Source organism: Hyphobacterium sp. CCMP332 (assembly GCF_014323565.1).
Lineage (GTDB): Bacteria > Pseudomonadota > Alphaproteobacteria > Caulobacterales > Maricaulaceae > Hyphobacterium.
Genome location: NZ_CP058669.1, coordinates 1,659,799 through 1,680,738, shown reverse-complemented (window position 1 = coordinate 1,680,738; position 20,940 = coordinate 1,659,799). Strand labels below are relative to the sequence as shown.

Here is a 20,940-nt window from a genome sequence, read left to right as displayed (position 1 = left end):
GTGATATTAGGTCGCGGCGACGACTGCGGCTGTGGTCGCAGCCGTTGTTGCCGCGATCATGGCTGCCTGTGCGGCCAGAATGGCGGCATAATCGGCAGCGGCCCCGGCGGGCGTGCGCAAGCCGGTCATGGTGGCAGCCAGCCGGACGGCCAGCTTTCCCGCGACCATGCTGGTGACGCGCGGGCGCAGGCTACGCACAAAGGCATCGGCCTCGATCAAGGCATCGCCGGCATTCGAACCGTCCTCGACCTGAGCCGCCAGTGTCGCCAGCCCGGCCCAGCTCGCCCTCTGGCGCAAGCCGCGGACCTGTTGGACGGCGACATTGAGCGATGTCCATGCCGAGGTGAAATCATCGGTGCGCGGATGGGCGATCGCGACATCGTATTCGCATTTGCTGCGCGCACTTTTGGGAACACCGGCGGTGGCGAGTGTGTTGCGTGCTTTTTCCAGGCGATTCATCGCGGTCGCCGGGGTTTCGTTTCTAGCGGCCATCATTGCCGCATAGGTTTCTTCGGCGGGCGGATTGCGCCGCCACCAGGGCGCGGCGACCTCTTCCAGTATGTCGAAGAACATGCTGGCTTGTGAATAACTGCCACCGGCGCACAGCATGACGAGTGCCGCCGGTGCGCCTGCCGATGACAGGCTGCGGCCACCGCGGCGTTTGCGTTCCGTCGCCAGCGTATCCATCATCTTGACCAGCCCGCCGCCATCGCGTTTCGACGCGGCGAGTGCGGCCGCGTAGACGAGACGCATGGAGGTGGACGGGCTGCGCCATCCGGATTTGAGCGTGTTGATGGCCTCGCGTTCGCGCAGTGTGCGGCGGACCAGTGTCTCCGGCGTATCACCGGCCCCCATGCAGGCGGCAGCGGCAAAGCGCGCGGACATGCGTTCGGATTTCCTTGTGGCCTCAAAAAAGGCGGTTTCGAGCGTGCGATATTCTTCAATGGCTGAGTGAGCCATACCTGTCCCTCACATGTCTTCGCTCCCCCGAGCCGCGACCTGTCTAGCAGAATATCCCTACCCGGGCAGCGGGAATGCCATTCACATTGTCCCCCATGACGGATTCTGTTCTGTGCGGACCGGGTCGGCCGGGCTAGATTTCAACACCATGAATGAATGTCTTCTGCCATCGCGGTTTTCCGGCTGGTTTGCGGCGCGCGGCTGGCGGGCCCGCCCGCATCAGCTGGAGATGATTGCCGCCGCGCAGGCCGGTGAGGATGCGCTGCTGATCGCGCCCACGGGCGGTGGCAAGACACTCGGCGGATTTCTGCCCAGCCTGATCGCGCTGACGGATGTGGCCGCCGAGGGGCCGAAGAGGTCCTACCGGCTTCACACACTCTATATTTCGCCGCTGAAGGCCTTGTCGGTGGATGTCGCCCGCAATCTGATGACGCCGGTTGCGGAGATGGCGCTGGATATCCGCATCGAAACCCGCACCGGAGATACGCCAGCCGGTAAGCGACAGCGTCAGCGCGACAAGCCACCGGACATATTGCTGACCACGCCGGAACAGCTGGCGCTGTTTTGCGCCTCACCCAATGCGCGGGCGTTTTTCGGTGATCTCAAGCGCATCATCATTGACGAAATCCACGCCCTTGCCCCGCAAAAGCGGGGTGATCTGTTGTCGCTCGGGCTGGCGACGCTGGCGCAATGGGCCCCCGAGGCCAGGCGGGCCGGACTGTCGGCGACGGTGTCGGACGAGGGCGGGCTGGCGCGATGGCTCACCCCGCAAGGGGAGATACCGGCATTCGCCCGGATTGTGCGCGGCAGCGAAGGTCCGAAGCCGCAGATCGATATTCTCTCCAGCAAGGCGCGCATTCCCTGGTCAGGGCATTCCGCCCGCCATGCGATGGGCGAAGTTTACGAGACGATCAAACAGGCCCGCCTGTCGCTGATCTTCGTGAACACCCGCGCGCAGGCCGAAGCGACCTTCCAGGAACTCTGGCGGCTGAATGATGACGGTCTGGCGATTGCCCTGCACCATGGATCGCTGGCGGTCGAGCAACGCCGCAAGGTGGAGGCCGCCATGGCGGCGGGTCAGCTGAAAGCCGTGGTCTGCACCTCGACGCTCGATCTCGGCATAGACTGGGGCGATGTCGATCTGGTGATCCAGATGGGCGCGCCGAAGGGCTCGGCACGATTGATCCAGCGGCTGGGGCGGTCCAATCACCGGCTGGACGAACCCTCGCGGGCGCTTCTCGCTCCGGCCAACCGGTTTGAACATCTGGAATGCGAAGCCGCGCGCATGGCGGTGTCCGAGGGCGTGCTGGATGGCGAGCCCTTGCGTGCCGGAGCGCTGGATGTGCTGGCCCAGCATATGACCGGACGGGCGTGTGGCGAAGCCATATCCAGCGATGACCTGTTCCATGAAGTCACCCAGGCCGCGCCCTATGCGGGCCTTACCCGCCGTGAATTCGACCGGGTGCTGGAATTTTGCTCCACGGGCGGATACGCGCTGGATAATTACGAGCGCTTCCGGCGTTTGATCCGCAACCGGGACGGGCTCTGGCAGGCGCGCAATGCGCGCGTGGCGCAGCGCCACCGGATGAATGTCGGCACGATCATTGAAGCGGAGATGCTGCCAGTTGTTCTTTCCTCCCCCGTTCACGGGGGAGGTGGCAGCAAAGCTGACGGAGGGGGCCAGCCCCCCTCGGCCTTTCAGGCCACTCCCCCCGCAAGCAGGGGGAGAAAAACGATGAGGCGCTGGGGGCGTTCCCTCGGCGAGGTCGAGGAGTGGTTTCTCGAACAACTGGTGCCCGGCGACACCTTCGTCTTTGCCGGGCAGATACTGGAATTCCAGGGGATTTCCGAGAACACTGCTCTGGTGACGCGCTCGTCCGATCCGGAGCCGAAAGTGCCGTCCTACAATGGCGGCAAGTTTCCGCTCTCCACCTATCTCGCAAAGCGGGTGCGCGAGATTGCACATGACCCGGCAAAATGGACTGTTCTGCCCGAACAGGTGCGCGACTGGCTCGTCCTGCAACAGGAAAAATCGCGCCTGCCGGAGCCGGATGACCTTCTGGTCGAAACCTTTCCGCGCGGGGGCAAGCACTATCTCGTCTGTTATCCGTTCGAGGGCCGTCTGGCGCATCAGTCGCTGGGCATGTTGCTGACCCGGCGGCTGGAGCGTCTGCGGATGCGGCCAACGGGCTTTGTCGCCAATGAATATGCGCTGGCCGTCTGGGGGCTGCGCGATCTCTCCGGCGTCGATATGGACGCGCTGTTTTCAGAAGACATGCTGGGCGATGATCTCGATGCCTGGCTGGCGGAGAGCCCGCTGATGAAGCGGACCTTCCGGCAATGCGCCATCATTTCCGGCCTGATCGAGCGGCGGCTGCCGGGACATGAAAAGACCAGCCGTCAGGTCACGTTTTCAGCCGACCTGATCTATGATGTTTTGCGCGAGCACGACCCGAATCATATCCTCTTGCAGGCGGCGTGGCGCGATGCGGCGACGGGGCTGCTGGATATTCGCCGGCTGGGGGATGCGCTGAAGCGTGTGAAGGGGAATATCCATTCCATCGACCTGCCGCGGGTCTCGCCGCTGGCCGTGCCGGTCATGCTCGAAATCGGGCGCGAACCTGTTTACGGCGAAGCGCAGGAAAGCATTCTGGCGGATGCGGCCGATGATCTGGTGAAGGACGCAATGGCGAATGGCTGAGGCTGCGAAGACAATCGAAGAGCCGATGTGCCGCGTCAATGGCGTCGCGGTCGTGCCGCACCTGTCCGGTGCGCTGTTCGTGCCGGAATTTTCGGCGCTGCTGGTCGCCGATCTGCACTTTGAAAAAGGCTCTGCCTATGCCGCCGGCGGACAGCTCCTGCCGCCTTACGACACGCGCAAGACAATTTCGCGCCTGTCTGAAGCGGTTACCGATTGCGGTGCGCAGACCGTCATCGCGCTGGGCGACAGTTTTCATGATCTCGGCGCAGACAATCGCATTCATGACGCGGACGCGGAAAGCCTTGCGGCGCTGGTTTCATCGGCTTCAGAATGGATCTGGATCGAGGGCAATCACGATCCGGAACCGCCCGCGCGTTTCGGTGGCCGCACCATGCCGGACATGACGCTCGGCGGGCTGATGCTTCGGCATGAACCGTCAGAGGGTGACGCGCCGGGCGAGATTTGCGGGCATCTTCATCCTGCGGCGAAAGTCGCCGGGCGCGGGCGGCGTCTGCGCTGTTTTGCAACCGATGGCCGCCGCATGATCCTTCCGGCCTTCGGGGCCTATGCGGGCGGGCTGTCGGTGCGCGATGCCGCGATCACATCGGTCTTCGGTCGCTGCCCGGATGCCTGGGTGATGGGCCGCGATGCCGTCTATCCGATCCCGGCGCGGCGGGTGGTGGGCTAGAACCACAAAGGCTGAGTGCCTGAGACTGCAACAGCCTGCAAACTCAAGACGGCGACGACGGTAAGTAAAATTCGGAGTGGCAGGTACCAACGTGGAAAAATGCCAGATCGAATTGCAAGGATATCCCAGGCAAGTTGAAAACCAAGAGCCGCAATAAGCAGAGCCAAGGCTGCTCCAAAGGCCAATTCATTCACCAATATTGCTGCCAACCAACCTAGCAACGGTGGTAACATTGCTAAAGTTAGTCGTAGCGAATTTGGGCTTTGCGGATTATTGCTTATCTCCGCGCCCCACCTTGATCCGCCCAGAAACGAAAGGATGGCCGCACCATACCAGACTATCCAAAAGATTGGTGTGGGTCGTGGAAGCCCAAAACTGAAGGCCCAAAATATTGCCAGCCCCACAAACGGCACAAGCCCGGCAATACCGAGCACAAAGGGCAAAACCGGACGCGAACTCATCGCCTATCTCCTGTTGAAGATGGCTGCGGCGCCCCAGCCGAACAGAAGCGCGAGGGCAATCGAGACCAGCCCGTACAGCCAGCCATGCTCGTGCGCAAAATTATAGATGATGCGTTCGATGCCGGCCTTGCGGACTTCCAGCGCGACCGTGCCGGAGGCGACCGCACGACCGTCGCGGAAGAGATAGACGTCCGCGGTATAGTCGCCGACCGGTGTGGCCGGGGGCAGGGCGACAGTGGCGCGGAAAAGCCCGCCTTCGAGTATTTCAAGACCGGTTGCGGTTTCCGCAAACAAAGCATCGCGCCTGCGGTTGCGGCTGATGGCTTCGCGGTATTCGATGATGTCCTCGGCAATTTCGCTGACGGTCACTTCGACACCGAGGCGGACTTCGGTCCGCTCGCTGTCCGGCGCGCTGAGGCGCAAATGCTGCAGCCCGATCCCTTCGCGGCGCAAGGCGGAGAATCCGCCGACATCCTGAAGCGGACGGGTGGAGGCGACGGAATAATAGCTGGGCACGTCTTCAAACCGCACCGGCGCGCGATTGATCCAGATGCCGAATGTGCGCTCCTTGCGCATGACGCGCAGATCGGTGTGCGGGCCACGCACGACGATAACGATATCATCCTCGTCGGAAAAACCGGTCACGGCCCCGAAGAGAATGATCTCTGCGCCCGCAAAGTCGGAGCGGATTTCCACGACTTCCTGACTGAGCGCCGCCACGATACGCGGGCCGGTTTGTGGCTCGATATCCATGGCCGGCTGGCCTTGCAGCATCAGGACGACGGCGGCGAGGGCGGCGATCATGCGCCGACCTCCCTTGCGGGCAGGATGGTGAAGAGATCGGCCGGTGTGGCCACCAGATCCCAGCCCAGCTTGAGACAGACAATCAGCACCATCAGTGCGAGTGCGACGCGCAATTCCTCGGCCTTGATATGCCGTCCGGCGCGTGCTCCGAACTGGGCCCCGATGACGCCGCCGATGATTAGAAGAAGCGACAGGACGATATCCACGGTCTGGTTCTGGGCGGCCTGAAGAAAGGTGATCAGCGCTGTCACGAAGAGGATCTGGAACAGGGAGGTTCCGATCACGACATTGGTCGGCATGCGCAGAATATAGATCATGGCCGGGACCATGATGAAGCCGCCACCCACACCCATGATCGCCGACAAAAGACCCACGAAAAAGCCGATCACGATGGGCGGAATGATGGACAGGTAAAGCCCGGATTCGGGAAAGCGGGTCTTGAATGGCAGACGGTCAATCAGCCGGCGCTTGCGGCGTTTGGAAACCGGCTGGGTGGCGTGTCCGGCGCGCGCACGGCGGCGGATGGCGCCGATGCTTTCAATCAGCATCAGCTCGCCAATCACACCCAGAAAGCCGACATAGCACAGCGAAATAATCAGATCGATCTGGCCCAGACTTCGCAGGAAAGAGAAGAGCTGGACGCCGCCGATCGAGCCCGCCGCGCCGCCGATCAGCAGGAAAACTCCCATCTTCAGATCGAGCGATTGCCGACGCCAGTGCGCGATGGCGCCGGAGGCCGAGGAGGCCACGATCTGATTGGCCTGGGTCGACACGGCGACTGCCGGCGGAATGCCGATGAAGAAGAGCAGCGGCGTCATCAGAAAGCCACCGCCAACGCCGAACATGCCGGACAGGAAACCCACCCCGAGGCCGAGGCCCAGCAGGAGGAATATATTGACCGAAATTTCGGCGATCGGCAGGTAGATCTGCATCGCCTCCCCTCGACTCTAGCCGGAGCGGGCGTTTTCCAGGCGCCCGATCAAGGCTGGATCGATAATGCCGGTCGGTGGCAGTCCCCGATCCGTCTGGAAGGCGCGAACCGCCGTTTCGGTGCGGGGGCCGAGCTGGCCATCCGCCACACCAGCATCATAGCCCAGCGTGTTCAGAAGGCTCTGGGCCGAGGCAATCAGATCGGTATCAAGCGTGATCGTTGCGCCCCAATTGCGATTGTATTGGCCGTTGGCTTCGGCATCGAAGGGGCGGGGTGTGAAGCTGGCGACAACGGCATTGGCCTGAGACAGGGTTTCGGCGCTCAGTGTGCCGGCAATGGCGGCCGCCTGTTGGCCGGCACCGGTATCTCCCCCGGCAGACGCAATGGAGTACCAGGCATAGGCATCGCCGGGGCTTTGCTCCGTGCCCTGTCCCTGCTGGAACAGAACCGCCAGATTGTACTGGGAATCCGTCAGTCCGCGCAGGGCGGCCTCTTCGAACCAGCGGAAAGCCTCTTCGAGGTTTTCTTCACCGCCCGATCCGGTGGCATACATGACGCCGAGATTGTGCATGGCGCGGCGATGGCCGGCATCGGCGGCGCGGCGGGTCCACTGGCGGGCCGCCGCCAGGTCCTGATCCACGCCTTCGCCGCGCTCCAGCAGTTTGGCATAGCGATACTGCGCGGCGGGGACATTCTGTTCGGCGGCACGCCGGATGAGCGCGGCGGCGCCGGCGACATCGCCGCTCGACAGGCGTTCCTCGCCCAGCAGATAGCGCGCGACCGGATCTCCGGCTGCGGCGGCTTGCTGCAGGGTCGGCAGGGTGACGACGACCGGCTCGCTCGGCACGGAGCTTTCGGCTTCGGCGGCGGGCGGAGGTGACGTCTCGACCGGCGCGGCCGTCTGCGGCGCTGCGACTTGCGTGGCGGTCTGTTCCGGCGCGGCGGCGGTCTCTGTTACCGGCTCCCCGGCGGCGTCCGTGTCCATCGCGGGGTCAGATGTCCCGGCGGGCTGACTGGTATCCGTAGCATTGTCTGATTCGATGCCGATTGGCCGGGTTGTGCTGCCGTCGCCAAGCACATCCGCCGTCAAGGCTTCAGCGGTGCTGGCCGGCTCACCATTGAAATTGTCGTAAAGCAGCATGCCCGCTGCGGACGCGATGGCGACAAAACCCAACAGGCTGGCGGCGATCATGATGACGCGGCCATTCCCGCCCTCGGAACTTTCGGTCACATAAGGGTCGAAGCTGGCCGAGCGGTCGCCGCGTGTGCGGCTGCGGGCTGCCGCGAGGAAGTCGGCATCTGCCGTTGCGCCCAGTGCCGCCCGCGGCTTCTGACGTGGCGCTTCGGCCGGTTGTTGACGCGGACGCTGACGGCGGACCGGTTCGTCAACCGGCGCCATCGGTTGCAGGATCATGCCCGCATCGGAGGAGGGTCCGCGATGGCGGCGCTGACCGGCGTCTGCGCGCTCCTGTTCCAGCGCCTGTTCGTCGACCAGGAATTCATCGGGCTCTACCGGTTCCCGCACGGTATTGCGGGAAGGCGGAGTGGCAGCCTCGGCGATGATGAAGGGATCGTCGACCTCATCGTCGTCATAACCTGGCGGCGTTTCCGCATCAGGTGGCGGGGGCAGGGGTGTGCTGAAATCCGGCTCGGAATAGGCCGTCTGACGCATGGCGGGAGCTGGCTGAGGCGCGGCGGCGGGCGTCTCTTCCACGGCGGGTTCTTCTGAAGCCGCGCGGTTTTCGATGGCTTCCAGACGATCCGCGAGCGCATTCATGGCGCGCTGAACCGGAGACAGGCTTTCCTCGGCTTCGGCGCGCGCCTGTTCCAGTTTGCCGGATATGCCGCTGATCGCGTCCTCGATCCGCTTGGCCGTGCGTTCCTCAGACTGACGCAAACGATCTTCGAGATCGCTTTCCTGCGATTTGGCGGCCTGGCGTTCTTCGAGACGCGCTACGGCATCCGACATGGATTTGGTGGCGGTTTCGATGGCTTCTGCGGCGCGCGCTTCGCTCTTCTCGACGCGCTCGCCGAGTGACCGTCCGAGGGCCGAGACGTCTTCGCCGAGTTTCTGAATGGCTTCGCGGTTTTCATGACGCACGGCATCGAAGCGCTGGGTCAGTTCGCGGTCGGCCCTGTCGGTATTGTGAAGCGCTTCGGCTTTTTTCTCGCTCTCGCTGATGCGGTCATCCATGACGCGGGCGAGGCGGGTGATTTCAAGGCCGATCCGGCTCAGGGATTCCGAATGCGAGGTTTCAGCGGCGGCAATCCGGGTCTCGGCCGATTTCAGCGCGCGTTCTAGGCGCTCGACCCGCGGTTCGGAGACGGCGTCTTCCAGCTCGCGTGCGACCTGCGCACGGGTGTCGGCGACAACCCGCGCCAACTCATCGGACAACAGGTCAAAGCGGCGGTCGAGATCGCCATTATCGGCTGCAAACGGCCGGGTTTCGAGCGAGCGCAAGCGGGTATCAATCCGGGCGACGGATTGCTCGAACGCGCTGGCGGCGTCATGGGTCAGACGCTCGGTGTCCTCGACGCGGCGGCGAAGCCGGTCGGCTGCCGTGTGCAGGCTCTGCAGGACCTGGCCAGTCTCGTGCGACCGGCTGGCGGTCTTGCGCAAGTCATCGCCCAGGCGGGTCTGGCCCGCCTCCATGGTTTCGATGCGCTTTTGCAGGGAGACGGTGGCAGCTTCGGTCGCCTGTCCGAATTCATCCAGCGCCGATTGCATGATTTCGGCGGAGCGCAGGCTGTCATTCTCGTTGCGGAAAACACGCTGGGCGAGTTTGCCGAATGCGGATTCAAACGTCTTGAGCGTTTGCGGGTCTGCCGCGCCGCCGGCCTCCTCGATGCGCTTGACGCGCAGGGCGAGGGCTTCAGCCGCAGATCGCGCGGCCTCGGCGAGCTCGCGTGTCCGGGTTTGATCCTGCCGCCAGGTCTGGTCGGTTTGCTCCACGCGCTCGGCCAGATCCGAGAGCGAGCGGTCGACTTCATTCAGGAAGCTGGCGGAATGCTGTTCGGTCGATTCGATGCGTTCGGTGAGGCGTTCGACCATGCCGCGCAACAGGGCATCGCCTTCGTCGCTGCGGCTGGCAAATCCGGGATAGCTTTCCAGACTGGTTTCCCAGCGCGGCTCGCCATCGCGGTCGGGTCCGCCGTCCAGGATCACGGTGTTCAACCATTCGCCCAGCGTCATGCCTTCCCGGCGCGCTGCGGTCTTGGCGCGAGCGCGGGCGCGGGGGTCTATGCCTTTGACACTCCAGGGTCCCGCCGAGGACATAGCGAATCGCTCTCCATTCCGATGCCCTACGCTAGCTGACGGGTTAATCTTGTGTAAACCAGTCAACCGCCCCCCAGATGTGGTATATCCACAAGTCATGCAGGGACGTGGCGCGCGAAGTCATCCACATCACTTCGTTAATGACGGCGGTTTGGGTTAATCCCGGGTAAAGATTCCTTAACGCGGCAAGAAGAATTCAGGTGCGAGCGTGCGCAACCGGTCTTCCAATGCCTCGACCTGAACCAGAAGGCCGGGCGCGTCCTGCGGCAGAAGGGTCCGGCCGGTATCAAAGACCGTCCAGCCGGACAGCGGATCGCGCGAAACCAGAAGCGCATTGCCGATTTCCCACCAGGCCGCGCTGGCCAGCGGATCGATCTCGATGGCTTCGGCCAGCAGCTCAAAGGGCGACAGATCTTCGGGCGGGCCTTCCGGGTCGCGGGCGGCCCAGGCCAATAACGCCTTTGCAGTCAGAGTGCGGGCGGCGGCGCCGGCCAGATTGTTGTCATCCAGATAGGGCTGGAGCGTTTCCACCATGGCTTCATTGCCGGTGCCGACCGGCCCGGCGATCAGACCAAACAGGTCTTCAAACGCCGGATTGCCCAGTCCCGCGGCAATCAGCCCGCTGACTTCACCACATACCGGCCGCGCGGCCGCCTGAGCGGCCGGTGGGCAAGCGCCATTATGATTCTGTTCCTGCAGGCTGGCGAGATAGGCCCGCACATGATCGCCGGTGGCTGCATGCGCCTCGATTTCGTCAAGAAAGCGCTGTTGGCTGATGGCCTCATCGGCGTCCAATGCTGCCATCGCGGCCGGGACCAGCCGGTCGCTGATCAGCGCGCCGCCATTGAAGGCAGGCGACAGCCCGTCTTCCAGTCGAAGGCCGGGCTCGACGGTTTCGACAGATTGCAGTGTCCAGACTTCGCGGCGGCCTTCGGGGCTTTCCGGGCTGACCACAAAAAAGGCGAACGTTTCGGGAATACGGGGCGCGCCTTCCAGCGCGCTCAGCGCGTCGGGATGAATGGGCAGAGCATGGCGCATCCAGCGGCGCAGCAATTCGGCCTGCGCCTGCTCGGCCGGATCTGCGTCCGGATAGTCAACGGTGTTGTCGTTAAGGTTCAGATTGATCGGGCTGGCCGCTTGTGAGGGATCAAAGACCACCGATTCACCGGAGGACAAATCCAGCGGCATGGCCGCTCTATCGATATCCGTCAGGCCGTCAGCTTCGGTCTCGGCCGGCTCGTCTTCGGCGGCGGTATCATCTGCGTCAGATGCGGTCTCGCCTTGTGTCGAAAATTGCGCGGACAGAATGGTCAGGCCTCCGGCGCGTGCGACGGTGAGCGCCCCATCCTCATAGGATTGTGCCAGTGTTTCCGGCGAGCGGCGAATGCCCATGGCGGCTTCCAGCCAGAAGCGGTCGAATGACGTGTCCGGACCCAGCGGAATGTCGTCGAGCCGGCCGCCTTGCGACAGGCCGAGATAGGTATCAAGACGGCGGCGGACCTCTGCCGCAAAGGCCGTATTGGTCAACGTGTTGGCATCGGCATCAATTTCCAGATGGCGGCTGGTCAGAAAATCATAAACAGAGATTTCCGACGGCGTTTCATCGCGCACAAAATCCGGCGCGATCACCAGTGTTCGCGCGACGGGTTCGCCGACTGCTTCGCCATCCGCAGTTTGCCGCTGGACGGACCATTCCAGACGCAAAGGCTCGCCATCGCTGGACGGGCGCACGGCCATAAATTCAGCACTGCCAAGGAAGGGCGTTGCCGGAGACAGCGAATGGACCACAATGTCTTCGGCGGCCGTCTCGTCCGGAGAGTCCGTGGCTGCCGGTTCGCCGGATTCCGCTTCATCCGCAGCGTCGGCTTCATCGGCAGCGTCGGCGTCCGCCGGTGCCGCATCGTCATCGCTGGCGGCCAGACCGTCTGTTTCGTCCGTCACGTTTCCGGCGGTGTCGTCTGTTACGTCATCCTCAGCCGGCGCGGCTTCGGTGTCGCCCGGATCTTCTGCAAGGTCATCATCTGTCTGATCGGCATCGATACCGGCATCATCCGCCGCCGGGCCGGTCTCGTCAGACGTTTCGTCTGTTTGTTCCGCGGCGTCAGCAGGCGCGTCTGTATCGTCGCTGCCGGCGTCCTCATCGGCCGGTGTGTCAGCGTCGCTGGCGGTGATTTCCTCATCGGCATCGACGTCGATTTCATTTCCATTATCGCCGCGCAGTGGCAGGCCGGACGGCGCGTCCTGCGCCCAGACAGGTGCAGCAAGAAGAAGAGCGAAGAGGGGGGTGAGGAGGCGTTTCATGGTGATGTTATCTTTCCCCCTGCGTCCGGACGCAAGCCCGGACCGCTGATTGCTTTAACACTGTCAGCCAGTTAGAAAATGTCACAAAGTTTACGTTGACGTTCGCGTAAGGGTGAGTCACATTCACATCATGAGCACGACCACTCTGACAAACAGCGAATTCACGATCCGGGATCTGGCATCCGAATTTGACGTGACCGCGCGCACGCTGCGGTTCTACGAACAAAAGGGCCTGCTCAATCCGGGACGCAAGGGCGCTTCGCGCGTCTATTCCATCGCTGATCGTGCACGGCTGGTTCTGGTCCTGCGCGGCAAGCGCGTCGGCTTCTCGCTCGACGAAATCCGCGAAATGCTGGATATGGAAGCGATCACCTCGCAAGACCCGTCGGCCCTGACCGACATGCTGGACCGGTTCCATGAGCGCATCGATGCGCTGAACAGCCAGCGTGACGATATTGATGCGGCGATTGCCGAGCTGGAAGCCGGCCGGACCTGGCTGGAAGACCGGCTCGCCAATCGCGAACCATCCGAAGAAATCAAACACCGCGCCCGGGCTTTTGAAGCTTTGGCGGCGGCCCGCATGAATGTCTGGACGGGTGCTTCGCCCGAACCGGGCTCTCACGAAACACAGACCTGAATTTCAAGGGAGAGGTCCTGATGCCTGTCTACACAGCCCCGACGCGCGATTACAAATTCGTGCTTCATGATGTTCTGAACATGTCCAAATACGGCAGTCTGCCGGGCTTTGCCGATGCGGATGCCGATACGGTCGATGCGATCCTTGAAGAGGCCGCGAAAGTGTCTGAGCAGGTGCTGGCGCCGCTCAATCGCACGGGCGATGTCGAGGGCTGCACCCGCCATGATGACGGCTCGGTGACCACGCCGACCGGCTTCATTGACGCCTACAAGCAGTTTGCCGAGGCCGGATGGATGGGCCTGTCGCAACCGCAGGAATATGGCGGGCAGGGCCTGCCGCAAGTGCTCGGACTGGCGACGGCGGAAATGACATCCGCAGCCAATATGGCCTTCGGCATGTATCCGGGTCTGACCGGCGGAGCGGTACGAGCGTTGCTGGCCGGCGGCTCCGAAGAGCAAAAGCAGATGTATCTGCCAAAGATGATTTCCGGCGAATGGACCGGAACGATGAATTTGACCGAGCCGCATTGCGGTACGGATCTGGGTCTGCTCCGGACAAAGGCTGTCCCCAATGGCGATGGCAGCTACAAGATTTCCGGACAGAAAATCTGGATTTCCTCCGGCGAGCATGACCTGGCCGGAAATATCATCCACCTCGTTCTGGCCCGCATTGAAGGCGCGCCGGACGGGGTGAAGGGCATCTCGCTTTTCGTGGTGCCCAAGCACATTCTCGATGACGACGGCAATCCGGGGGAGCGCAATTCGCTTCAATGCGGCGGCCTGGAAGAGAAAATGGGCATTCACGGCAATGCCACCTGCGTCATGAATTATGACGAGGCGACGGGCTGGCTCGTCGGTGAAGAAAACAAGGGCCTCAAGATCATGTTCGTCATGATGAATGAGGCGCGTCTGGGCGTGGGTCTTCAGGGGCTGGCGCTGGGCGAAGTGGCCTATCAGAACTCGCTGGCCTTTGCGAAAGACCGCCTGCAAGGCCGCTCGCTGACCGGCCCGCAAAACGCGGACGGTCCGGCCGATCCGATCATCGTGCACCCGGATGTGCGGCGTATGCTGATGGATCAGAAAGCCTTCGTGGAGGCGGCCCGCTGCCTCGTTTCCTGGACGGCGTTGCATGGTGATCTGGAAGAAAAATCCGATGATCCGGCCCAGCGTGAAAAGTCCGGCGATTATATGTCGCTGCTGACGCCGATCGTGAAAGCCTATCTGACGGACAAGGGCTTCCTCTCTGTCTCGAACGGTCTGCAGGTCTTTGGCGGATCCGGCTATGTCGAGGAATGGGGGATGAGCCAGTTCCTGCGCGATGCGCGCATCACCCTTATCTATGAAGGCACGAATGGCATTCAGGCGCTGGATCTGGTGGGCCGCAAACTGGCCATGCAGGGCATGCGTCCGATCAATTCCTTCTTCGGAGAGCTGGATGCGCTGGCTGCCGCAGGCGGGTCGAAGGCAACGCAGCCCTTCCTCGACGCGCTGGCCGAGACCAAGGCGCAGCTGAAAGAGGCGACCGACTGGCTCGTTGAAAACGGGCTCAAGGATTTCAACAATGCGGGCGCGTCCAGCCACGATTATCTGCAACTCTTCGGCCTGACCTGTCTCACCTATATGTGGGCATTGATGGCGAAGGCAGCGGAAGCGGGCGATGCGTCCGACCCTTTCTATGCAACCAAACTCGCAACTGGCCGCTATTTCCTCGACCGCTGGGTCCCGGAAGGCGGCATGCATCTGGCCAAGGTGAAGGCGGGTGCCGCCTCCATGATGGCGCTCGAAGCGGAGGCATTCTAAATGCTGGCAGATCCCCTCAACGTCAAACGTCCCGAATGGCTCGACCAGGAGGACGTCAATATCTTCTACGAAGCGGTCAAGGGCTTCATCGAGAAAGAATGCCTGCCGCATGGCGAGCGCTGGGAAAAGACCGGTGTCGTTGATCGCGAGGTCTGGACCAAGGCGGGTGAAGCCGGTCTGCTCTGCCCGGCCGCACCGGAAGAATATGGCGGTGCCGGCGGTGACTGGCGTCACGACTATGTCTTCCACATGGCGGTATCCGAGCTGGGTGTGGATGGCTGGGGCGCATCGCTGCACAATTCCATCGTCGCTCCCTATATCTGGCATTACGGCTCGGAAGAGCAGAAAAAGCGCCTCCTGCCGAAGATGATTTCCGGCGAATATGTCGGCGCGATCGCCATGTCCGAACCCGCGGCGGGCTCTGACCTCCAGGGTATCAAGACGACGGCGAAAAAGGACGGCAACGGATACCGGATCAACGGCTCCAAGACCTTCATCACCAATGGCGGCACGGCGAATTTCATCATCGTGGTGGCCAAGACGGATGCGACCGCGGGTGCCAAGGGCACGTCGCTCTTCATGGTCGAGACCGACGGTCTGGAAGGTTTCCGCCGCGGACGCCTGCTCGACAAGGTGGGGCTGAAAGGCCAGGACACGGCCGAGCTCTTCTTCGACGATATGTGGGTGCCGGCCGATGCGCTGCTGGGCCCGGAAGAGGGTCAGGGCTTTATCCAGCTGATGCAGCAATTGCCGCAGGAGCGCTTGCAGATCGCCGTTCAGGGCGTCGGCATGATGAAGCGCGCGCTGGATGAGACTATCCGCTACGTCAAGGAACGCCACGCCTTCGGCAAGCCGATCATGGCCTTCCAGAACACCCAGTTCAAACTGGCGGAACTCAAAACCAAGGCGACGATTGCCGAAGTGTTCTGCCAGCATTGCTCCGATCTTCTGCTCAAGGGCGAACTGGATGCGGCCACGGCCTCGATGGCGAAATACTGGGTGTCGGATACGCAGTGCGAGCTGATCGATGAATGCGTGCAGCTGCATGGCGGTTATGGCTTCATGAACGAATATCCGGTGGCGCGCATGTGGCGCGATGCCCGCGTGCAGCGCATCTATGGCGGCACGAATGAAATCATGAAGCTGCTGATTTCACGGACGCTTTGATGAACCCCATCCCCTCACCCTCCCACGCCTGACGGCGCGGGTCCCTCCCTCTCCCTCGAGGGAGAGGGAAAGGGCGAATGCCCGCAGGGAGAGGGGGAGACAGAATAATTCAACGGGAGATTCCCCTCATGACCGAAGCTTATATCTACGACGCCATGCGCACGCCGCGCGGCAAGGGAAAGAAAAACGGTTCCCTGCATGAAATCACCGCCCTGCAGCTGGCCACACAGGCGCTGCAGGCGATCCGGGACCGCAATAATCTCGACACCAGCCACGTTGATGATGTCGTGCTGGGCTGCGTGTCGCCTGTGGGTGAGCAGGGCGCCGACATTGCCCGCGCTTCTGTGATCAATGCCGGGTTCGCTGAAAGCACCGCCGGTGTGCAGATCAACCGTTTCTGTGCCTCGGGTCTGGAAGCGACAAATATGGCCGCGGCGAAAGTCATGTCCGGCGAAGCCGATATGGCGATTGGCGGCGGCGTCGAATCCATGAGCCGCGTGCCGATGGGCTCGGATGGTGGCGCGATGGCGGCCGATCCGGAGATGGCGTACGATCATTACTTCGTGCCGCAGGGTGTGGGCGCGGACCTGATCGCCACGCTGGGCGGTTATTCGCGCGATGATGTTGATGCCTATGCGGTGGAAAGCCAGAAGCGCGCGGGCAAGGCCTGGGAAGAGGGTCGCTTCAAGAAATCCGTCGTGCCGGTGAAGAACCAGCTCGGCCTCGTCCAGCTCGACCATGATGAGCTGATGCGCCCGCAAACCGACATGCAATCGCTGGCCGCGCTCAATCCGGCCTTCCGCGATTTGTCGGCCTTTGTCGGGTTTGACGCCGTGGCGATCCAGAAATATCCGCAGGTGGAGAAGGTCAATTTCGTCCACCATGCCGGCAATTCTTCCGGTATCGTTGATGGCGCGGCAGCGATCCTCGTCGGCTCCAAGGAAATGGGCGAGAAGCTCGGCCTGAAACCGCGCGCGCGCATCGTCTCCATGGCCTCTATCGGCTCGGAGCCGACCATCATGCTGACCGGCCCGGCGCCGTCGGCGCTCAAGGCGCTGAAGAAAGCCGGCATGAGCGCCAGCGATATCGATCTTTATGAAATGAACGAGGCGTTCGCATCTGTCGTTCTGCGCTTCATGGACGATATGGGCATTTCGCACGACAAGACCAACGTCAATGGCGGCGCGATTGCCATGGGTCACCCGCTGGGCGCGACCGGCGCCATGATCCTCGGCACGCTGCTCGACGAGCTGGAGCGGACGGGTCAGTCCACGGGCCTTGCCACGCTGTGCGTCGGCGGCGGCATGGGCACGGCAACGATCATCGAGCGGGTTTAAGGAGATATCACAATGAACCATTTCAAATTTGAACTCGACTCTGACGGCATTGCGCTGATCACTTTTGACAGCCCGAACGTCTCGATGAATGTGTTGTCCGCGGGCGTCATGTCCGAGCTGGGCGAGCTGGTCGAGAAAATCTCGACCGATGACGCCATCAAGGGCGCGGTCATCACCTCCGGCAAGAAAGCCTTCTGCGCCGGGGCCGATCTGTCCGAGCTGGGCAGCGGCATGATGGACCTGTCGGGCCTGTCGGAAGACGAAGCCAAGCAGAAACTCTTCGACATGGCCTTCCGCCTGAATGCGCAGCTGCGCCAGCTGGAAACCTGCGGCAAGCCGATTGCGGCGGCCATCAATGGTCTGGCGCTGGGCGGTGGATTTGAAGTCACGCTGGCCTGTCACTACCGCGTCATGGCGACCGATGCCGGCGCCAAGCTGGGCCTGCCCGAAGCGCTGGTCGGCGTTCTGCCGGGTGGTGGTGGCACACAGCGCCTGCCGCGCCTGATGGGCGTGATGAATGCCGCGCCGATCATGCTGCAGGGCAAGCAGCTGGATGCGGAGAAGGCCAAGGAACAGGGCGTCGTCCACGAGATTGCGCCGCTGGCCGAGATCGTCGCCAAGGCGAAAGAGCTGGTGAAAGCCGATCCGATGGGCGCAAAACAGCCCTGGGATCAGGACAAGTTCAAAATGCCGGGCGGGGCCGTCTATACGCCTGCGGGCATGCAGACCTTCGGCGCAGCCAACCCGATGCTGCTGAAGGAAACCAAGGGCAATTATCCGGCCCAGCGTTATATCCTGTCGTGCGTCTATGAAGGCATCCAGGTGCCGATTGATGCCGGTCTGCGCATCGAAAGCCGCTATTTCACCAAGCTGCTCATGCGTCCGGAAAGCCGCAACATGATCCGCTCCATCTTCCTGTCCAAGCAGGCGCTGGACAAGGGCGGGGCGCGTCCGGCCGGAACCTCGAAGGAAGAGGTCCGGAAGATCGCCGTCATCGGTGCCGGTTTCATGGGCGCGGGCATCGCCACCGTCTCGGCGCAGGCCGGGATCGAGGTCGTGCTGATCGACGTCAATCAGGAAGGCGCGGACAAGGGCAAGCAACACGCTGTGGACCATTTCGCCAAGGGCGTCGCCCGCGGCAAGGTCGCGCAGGACAAGGCCGATGCCATGGCTGCGCTGATCACGCCGACGACCGATTATTCCCTGCTCAGCGACGTCGATCTGGTCGTCGAGGCCGTGTTTGAAAACTCCGAGCTGAAGCACAAGATCACCAAGGCCGCCGAAGAGCATATGAAGGCGGACGCCATCTTTGGCTCGAACACGTCGACCATTCCGATTTCGTCGCTGGCCGAAGCCTCGGGCAAGCCGGACCAGTTCGTCGGCATCCACTTCTTCTCGCCGGTTGAAAAAATGGCGCTGGTCGAAGTCATTGTCGGCGACAAGACCGGCGACCGGGCTGTGTCCCGCGCCATTGATTTCGTGACGAAGATCAAGAAGACGCCGATTGTGGTCGCCGACACGCGCGGCTTCTATTGCAATCGCTGTGTGATGCGCTTTGGCGAGCAGGGTCTGGCCATGTTGTCAGAAGGCTATGCCCCGGCGCTGATCGAGAACGGCACCCGCATGGCCGGCATGCCGATGGGCGCGATGGAATTGATGGACATGACGGCCATCGATCTGGCCTGGAAAATCCAGGAGCAGACCAAGAAAGACCTGGGCTCTGCCTATGTCGCCGGCAAGTCCGATCCGATCATCACCAGGATGTATGAGCTCGGCCGCTATGGCCGCAAGACCGGCAAGGGCTTCTATGACTATGCCGAAGACAAGTCGAAGAGCCTGTGGCCGGAGCTGAACCAGTTCGCGGTGGACGGTCTGAAATCGGTTCAGCCGGACGTGCAGGAAGTCAAAGACCGCATCCTCTATGCGCAGGCCATCGAAGCGGCGCGCTGCATGGAAGAGGGCGTGGTCAAGGATCCGCGCGAAGCCGATGTCGGCTCCATCCTCGCCTGGGGTTTTGCGCCCTATACCGGCGGGGTGCTCTCCTTCATCGACACGATTGGCGCGAAAGCCTTTGTCGAAAAAGCCGACCAGATGGCGAAGGATTTCGGCGAGCCGTTCAAGGTGCCGGGCCTCCTGCGCGACATGGCCGCAAAGGGTGAGACCTTCTATGGCCGCTTTGGCGGCAAACAGGCTGCGGCGTAAACCGGAGGGACCGGGAGCAACGCAGAGAGGGGCCGGGCGCTGAAAGGCGTCCGGCCCTTTTTTATGCCCCCCTCACCCTCCCAACGCTATTCTGCCTGACGGCAGACAGCGCCGGGTCCCTCCCTCGAGGGAGAGGGAAGAGCGCGTCAGCGCGAAGGGTGAGGGGCCGTTTCATAAACCTCATCCTGAGGTGCGAGCAGGGCGAGCCTCGAAGGAGGCCTCCAGATTCCCCCCCATTTACGGGGGAGGGGGACCACGTAGTGGTGGAGGGGGGAGATGCGCCTCTATCCCGTCCAGAACGCCGTCGAGATTTTCATAGATGTCCGGATTGGCCGCCCGATAGACGATCCAGCCGCGTTTTTGAAGGTAATGTGTTCGCCGCCGGTCATAAGCGATTTCATCGGGCGTCGCATGGGTCGCCCCATCGACCTCAACCACCAGCCTGGCCTCTATGCAGTCAAAATCGGCAATGTACGGACCGACCGGATGCTGACGGCGAAATTTGTAACCGTTCAGGCCACCGCGCCGGAGCCGGGACCAGAGTATGGTTTCCGCATCGGTCATGGAGCGGCGAAGCCGCCTTGCAAACATGCGGGACCGGGTTTCTCCCTTACGCATTCGCCCCCCTCGTCGCTGCGCGACACTCCCCCCGCAAGCGGGGGGAGAAAGACATGGCTCTACAAATTTTCTTTTTCAATTCAAAATAGTATTTCGTTTCATCCTAATTGTGAAAAAGAGCGCCATTCCCTTCCCCCTCAAAAACCGGCGCTTTTCGGAGTTTTGAACAAAAACCGCTTTTTTATCCACAAAAACCGTAGGGCCAATAATTGACCGGAAGCGGATTCAGGCGTTCACTCCAGTCATCGGGTGAACAGAGGCCAATCTTCACCGAAACGCCAACGGAACCCGATCCTTCAGACCGCCGCTGTGTCAAAACAGCAGAGCGCTGGAGGGTTCCGGACCGGAAGGGATCAAACCCGGAAGGATAAGGGACAGGTTCGGGCACACCGGCCAGTCGAAGGGTCACACCGGAGACATCAAAGGGTCAAACCGGCGATACGGCACGGAAACCGGACCAGCAACGGGGAAAGACCGGAAACGGGAAATCCCCCCGCGCCGCCGCCCGCCACTCCGCTCGCAAGAGAGAAGAGACGGGCGGTTGGTGTATGGGGCATCGGTGCGATGCCCCGCTGCTTCCCGATGATCAGTTCAGCTCTATGCGGTGTGAATTCTCGCCCGCTTCCACCGTAAAGCGGGCATTTTCCCACCGCGCCGGACCGAAGCGGCCGCGTGCATTGTTCGAGAAGGCATAGTCTTCCTGGGGGATGCCGAACCGGTTGAAGTCGAGCTCGCCGTCATTGTCGGCATCATGGAACAGTTTGATGCCATAGACGCCCGGTTCGACATCCTCGATCACGATGTCGACGCTGCTGCCATCGGCGACCACGCGAATGTCGCGCAAGGCGCGGTCCTCGTCCCAGCCAGCCTGATCGGCAAAGAGACCCAGCTCGATAACGGCATTGGCGTCCGAATAGCCGTGAACCGTGATCGTCAGGCGGGCGGTATCACCGCGGGCGGCTGCGCCGGGAACGAAAAGACTGGCAGCTGCCAGGGCGGGGAGGATGAGGTGTTTCACGTTGGTTTCTCCGTACTCAGTGACGTTTTGAACTTGCGA

At 62.3% G+C, this 20,940-nt stretch carries 15 protein-coding genes; 7 read left to right on the top strand and 8 right to left on the bottom strand.

The window, feature by feature from the left end:
* Nucleotides 1–6: 6 nt before the first annotated feature.
* Entirely contained in the window at nucleotides 7–960 is a 954-nt protein-coding gene (locus tag HXX25_RS08580) for a hypothetical protein (RefSeq protein WP_187165521.1), read from the bottom strand.
* A 148-nt stretch (nucleotides 961–1,108) separates the two neighbouring features.
* Here HXX25_RS08580 and HXX25_RS08575 point away from each other — a divergent pair, with 148 nt between their 5' ends.
* Entirely contained in the window at nucleotides 1,109–3,661 is a 2,553-nt protein-coding gene (locus HXX25_RS08575) for a ligase-associated DNA damage response DEXH box helicase (protein ID WP_187165520.1), read from the top strand.
* Complete coding sequence (pdeM, locus tag HXX25_RS08570; RefSeq protein ID WP_187165519.1) at nucleotides 3,654–4,349, top strand: ligase-associated DNA damage response endonuclease PdeM; 696 nt, start codon at nucleotides 3,654–3,656, stop codon at nucleotides 4,347–4,349. Before HXX25_RS08575 ends, pdeM begins: the two co-directional genes overlap by 8 nt.
* Here pdeM and HXX25_RS08565 read toward each other — a convergent pair.
* From HXX25_RS08565 to HXX25_RS08545, 5 genes are all read right to left on the bottom strand, one after another.
* The gene (locus tag HXX25_RS08565) at nucleotides 4,346–4,810 is read right to left on the bottom strand and encodes a DUF3429 domain-containing protein (protein WP_187165518.1); all 465 of its coding nucleotides are present in this window, start codon (nucleotides 4,808–4,810) and stop codon (nucleotides 4,346–4,348) included. The genes pdeM and HXX25_RS08565 overlap by 4 nt on opposite strands.
* Before the next feature lie 3 nt (nucleotides 4,811–4,813).
* The gene (locus tag HXX25_RS08560; protein ID WP_187165517.1) at nucleotides 4,814–5,614 is read right to left on the bottom strand and encodes a TIGR02186 family protein; all 801 of its coding nucleotides are present in this window, start codon (nucleotides 5,612–5,614) and stop codon (nucleotides 4,814–4,816) included.
* On the bottom strand, nucleotides 5,611–6,546 hold the full coding sequence (locus HXX25_RS08555) for a sulfite exporter TauE/SafE family protein (RefSeq protein WP_187165516.1): 936 nt from the start codon (nucleotides 6,544–6,546) through the stop codon (nucleotides 5,611–5,613). The genes HXX25_RS08560 and HXX25_RS08555 overlap by 4 nt, the downstream gene beginning before the upstream one ends.
* A gap of 15 nt (nucleotides 6,547–6,561) precedes the next feature.
* Nucleotides 6,562–9,822, bottom strand: coding sequence for an SEL1-like repeat protein (locus HXX25_RS08550; RefSeq protein WP_187165515.1), 3,261 nt, complete (start codon nucleotides 9,820–9,822; stop codon nucleotides 6,562–6,564).
* Between the two features lie 177 nt (nucleotides 9,823–9,999).
* Nucleotides 10,000–12,123, bottom strand: a complete 2,124-nt coding sequence (locus HXX25_RS08545; RefSeq protein ID WP_187165514.1) for a hypothetical protein — start codon at nucleotides 12,121–12,123, stop codon at nucleotides 10,000–10,002.
* Between the two features lie 130 nt (nucleotides 12,124–12,253).
* Here HXX25_RS08545 and HXX25_RS08540 point away from each other — a divergent pair, with 130 nt between their 5' ends.
* The 5 genes from HXX25_RS08540 (at nucleotide 12,254) to HXX25_RS08520 (ending at nucleotide 19,265) form a co-directional block, all read left to right on the top strand.
* On the top strand, nucleotides 12,254–12,760 hold the full coding sequence (locus tag HXX25_RS08540) for a MerR family DNA-binding transcriptional regulator (protein ID WP_187165513.1): 507 nt from the start codon (nucleotides 12,254–12,256) through the stop codon (nucleotides 12,758–12,760).
* A 20-nt stretch (nucleotides 12,761–12,780) separates the two neighbouring features.
* A complete protein-coding gene (locus tag HXX25_RS08535; RefSeq protein WP_187165512.1) occupies nucleotides 12,781–14,559 on the top strand; it encodes an acyl-CoA dehydrogenase C-terminal domain-containing protein in 1,779 nt (592 codons plus the stop codon).
* Nucleotides 14,560–15,726, top strand: coding sequence for an acyl-CoA dehydrogenase family protein (locus HXX25_RS08530; protein WP_187165511.1), 1,167 nt, complete (start codon nucleotides 14,560–14,562; stop codon nucleotides 15,724–15,726). It abuts the gene before it with no gap.
* Nucleotides 15,727–15,854: 128 nt separating this feature from the next.
* A complete protein-coding gene (locus HXX25_RS08525) occupies nucleotides 15,855–17,063 on the top strand; it encodes an acetyl-CoA C-acetyltransferase (RefSeq protein WP_187165510.1) in 1,209 nt (402 codons plus the stop codon).
* A gap of 12 nt (nucleotides 17,064–17,075) precedes the next feature.
* On the top strand, nucleotides 17,076–19,265 hold the full coding sequence (locus tag HXX25_RS08520; RefSeq protein WP_187165509.1) for a 3-hydroxyacyl-CoA dehydrogenase NAD-binding domain-containing protein: 2,190 nt from the start codon (nucleotides 17,076–17,078) through the stop codon (nucleotides 19,263–19,265).
* A gap of 237 nt (nucleotides 19,266–19,502) precedes the next feature.
* Here the strand turns inward: HXX25_RS08520 and HXX25_RS08515 are convergent, their stop codons facing one another.
* Complete coding sequence (locus HXX25_RS08515) at nucleotides 19,503–19,829, bottom strand: endonuclease domain-containing protein (protein ID WP_233346994.1); 327 nt, start codon at nucleotides 19,827–19,829, stop codon at nucleotides 19,503–19,505.
* Nucleotides 19,830–20,469: 640 nt separating this feature from the next.
* Nucleotides 20,470–20,901 (bottom strand): DUF2141 domain-containing protein, encoded by a 432-nt coding sequence (locus HXX25_RS08510; protein WP_187165507.1) that lies wholly within the window; start codon nucleotides 20,899–20,901, stop codon nucleotides 20,470–20,472.
* Nucleotides 20,902–20,940 lie beyond the last annotated feature (39 nt).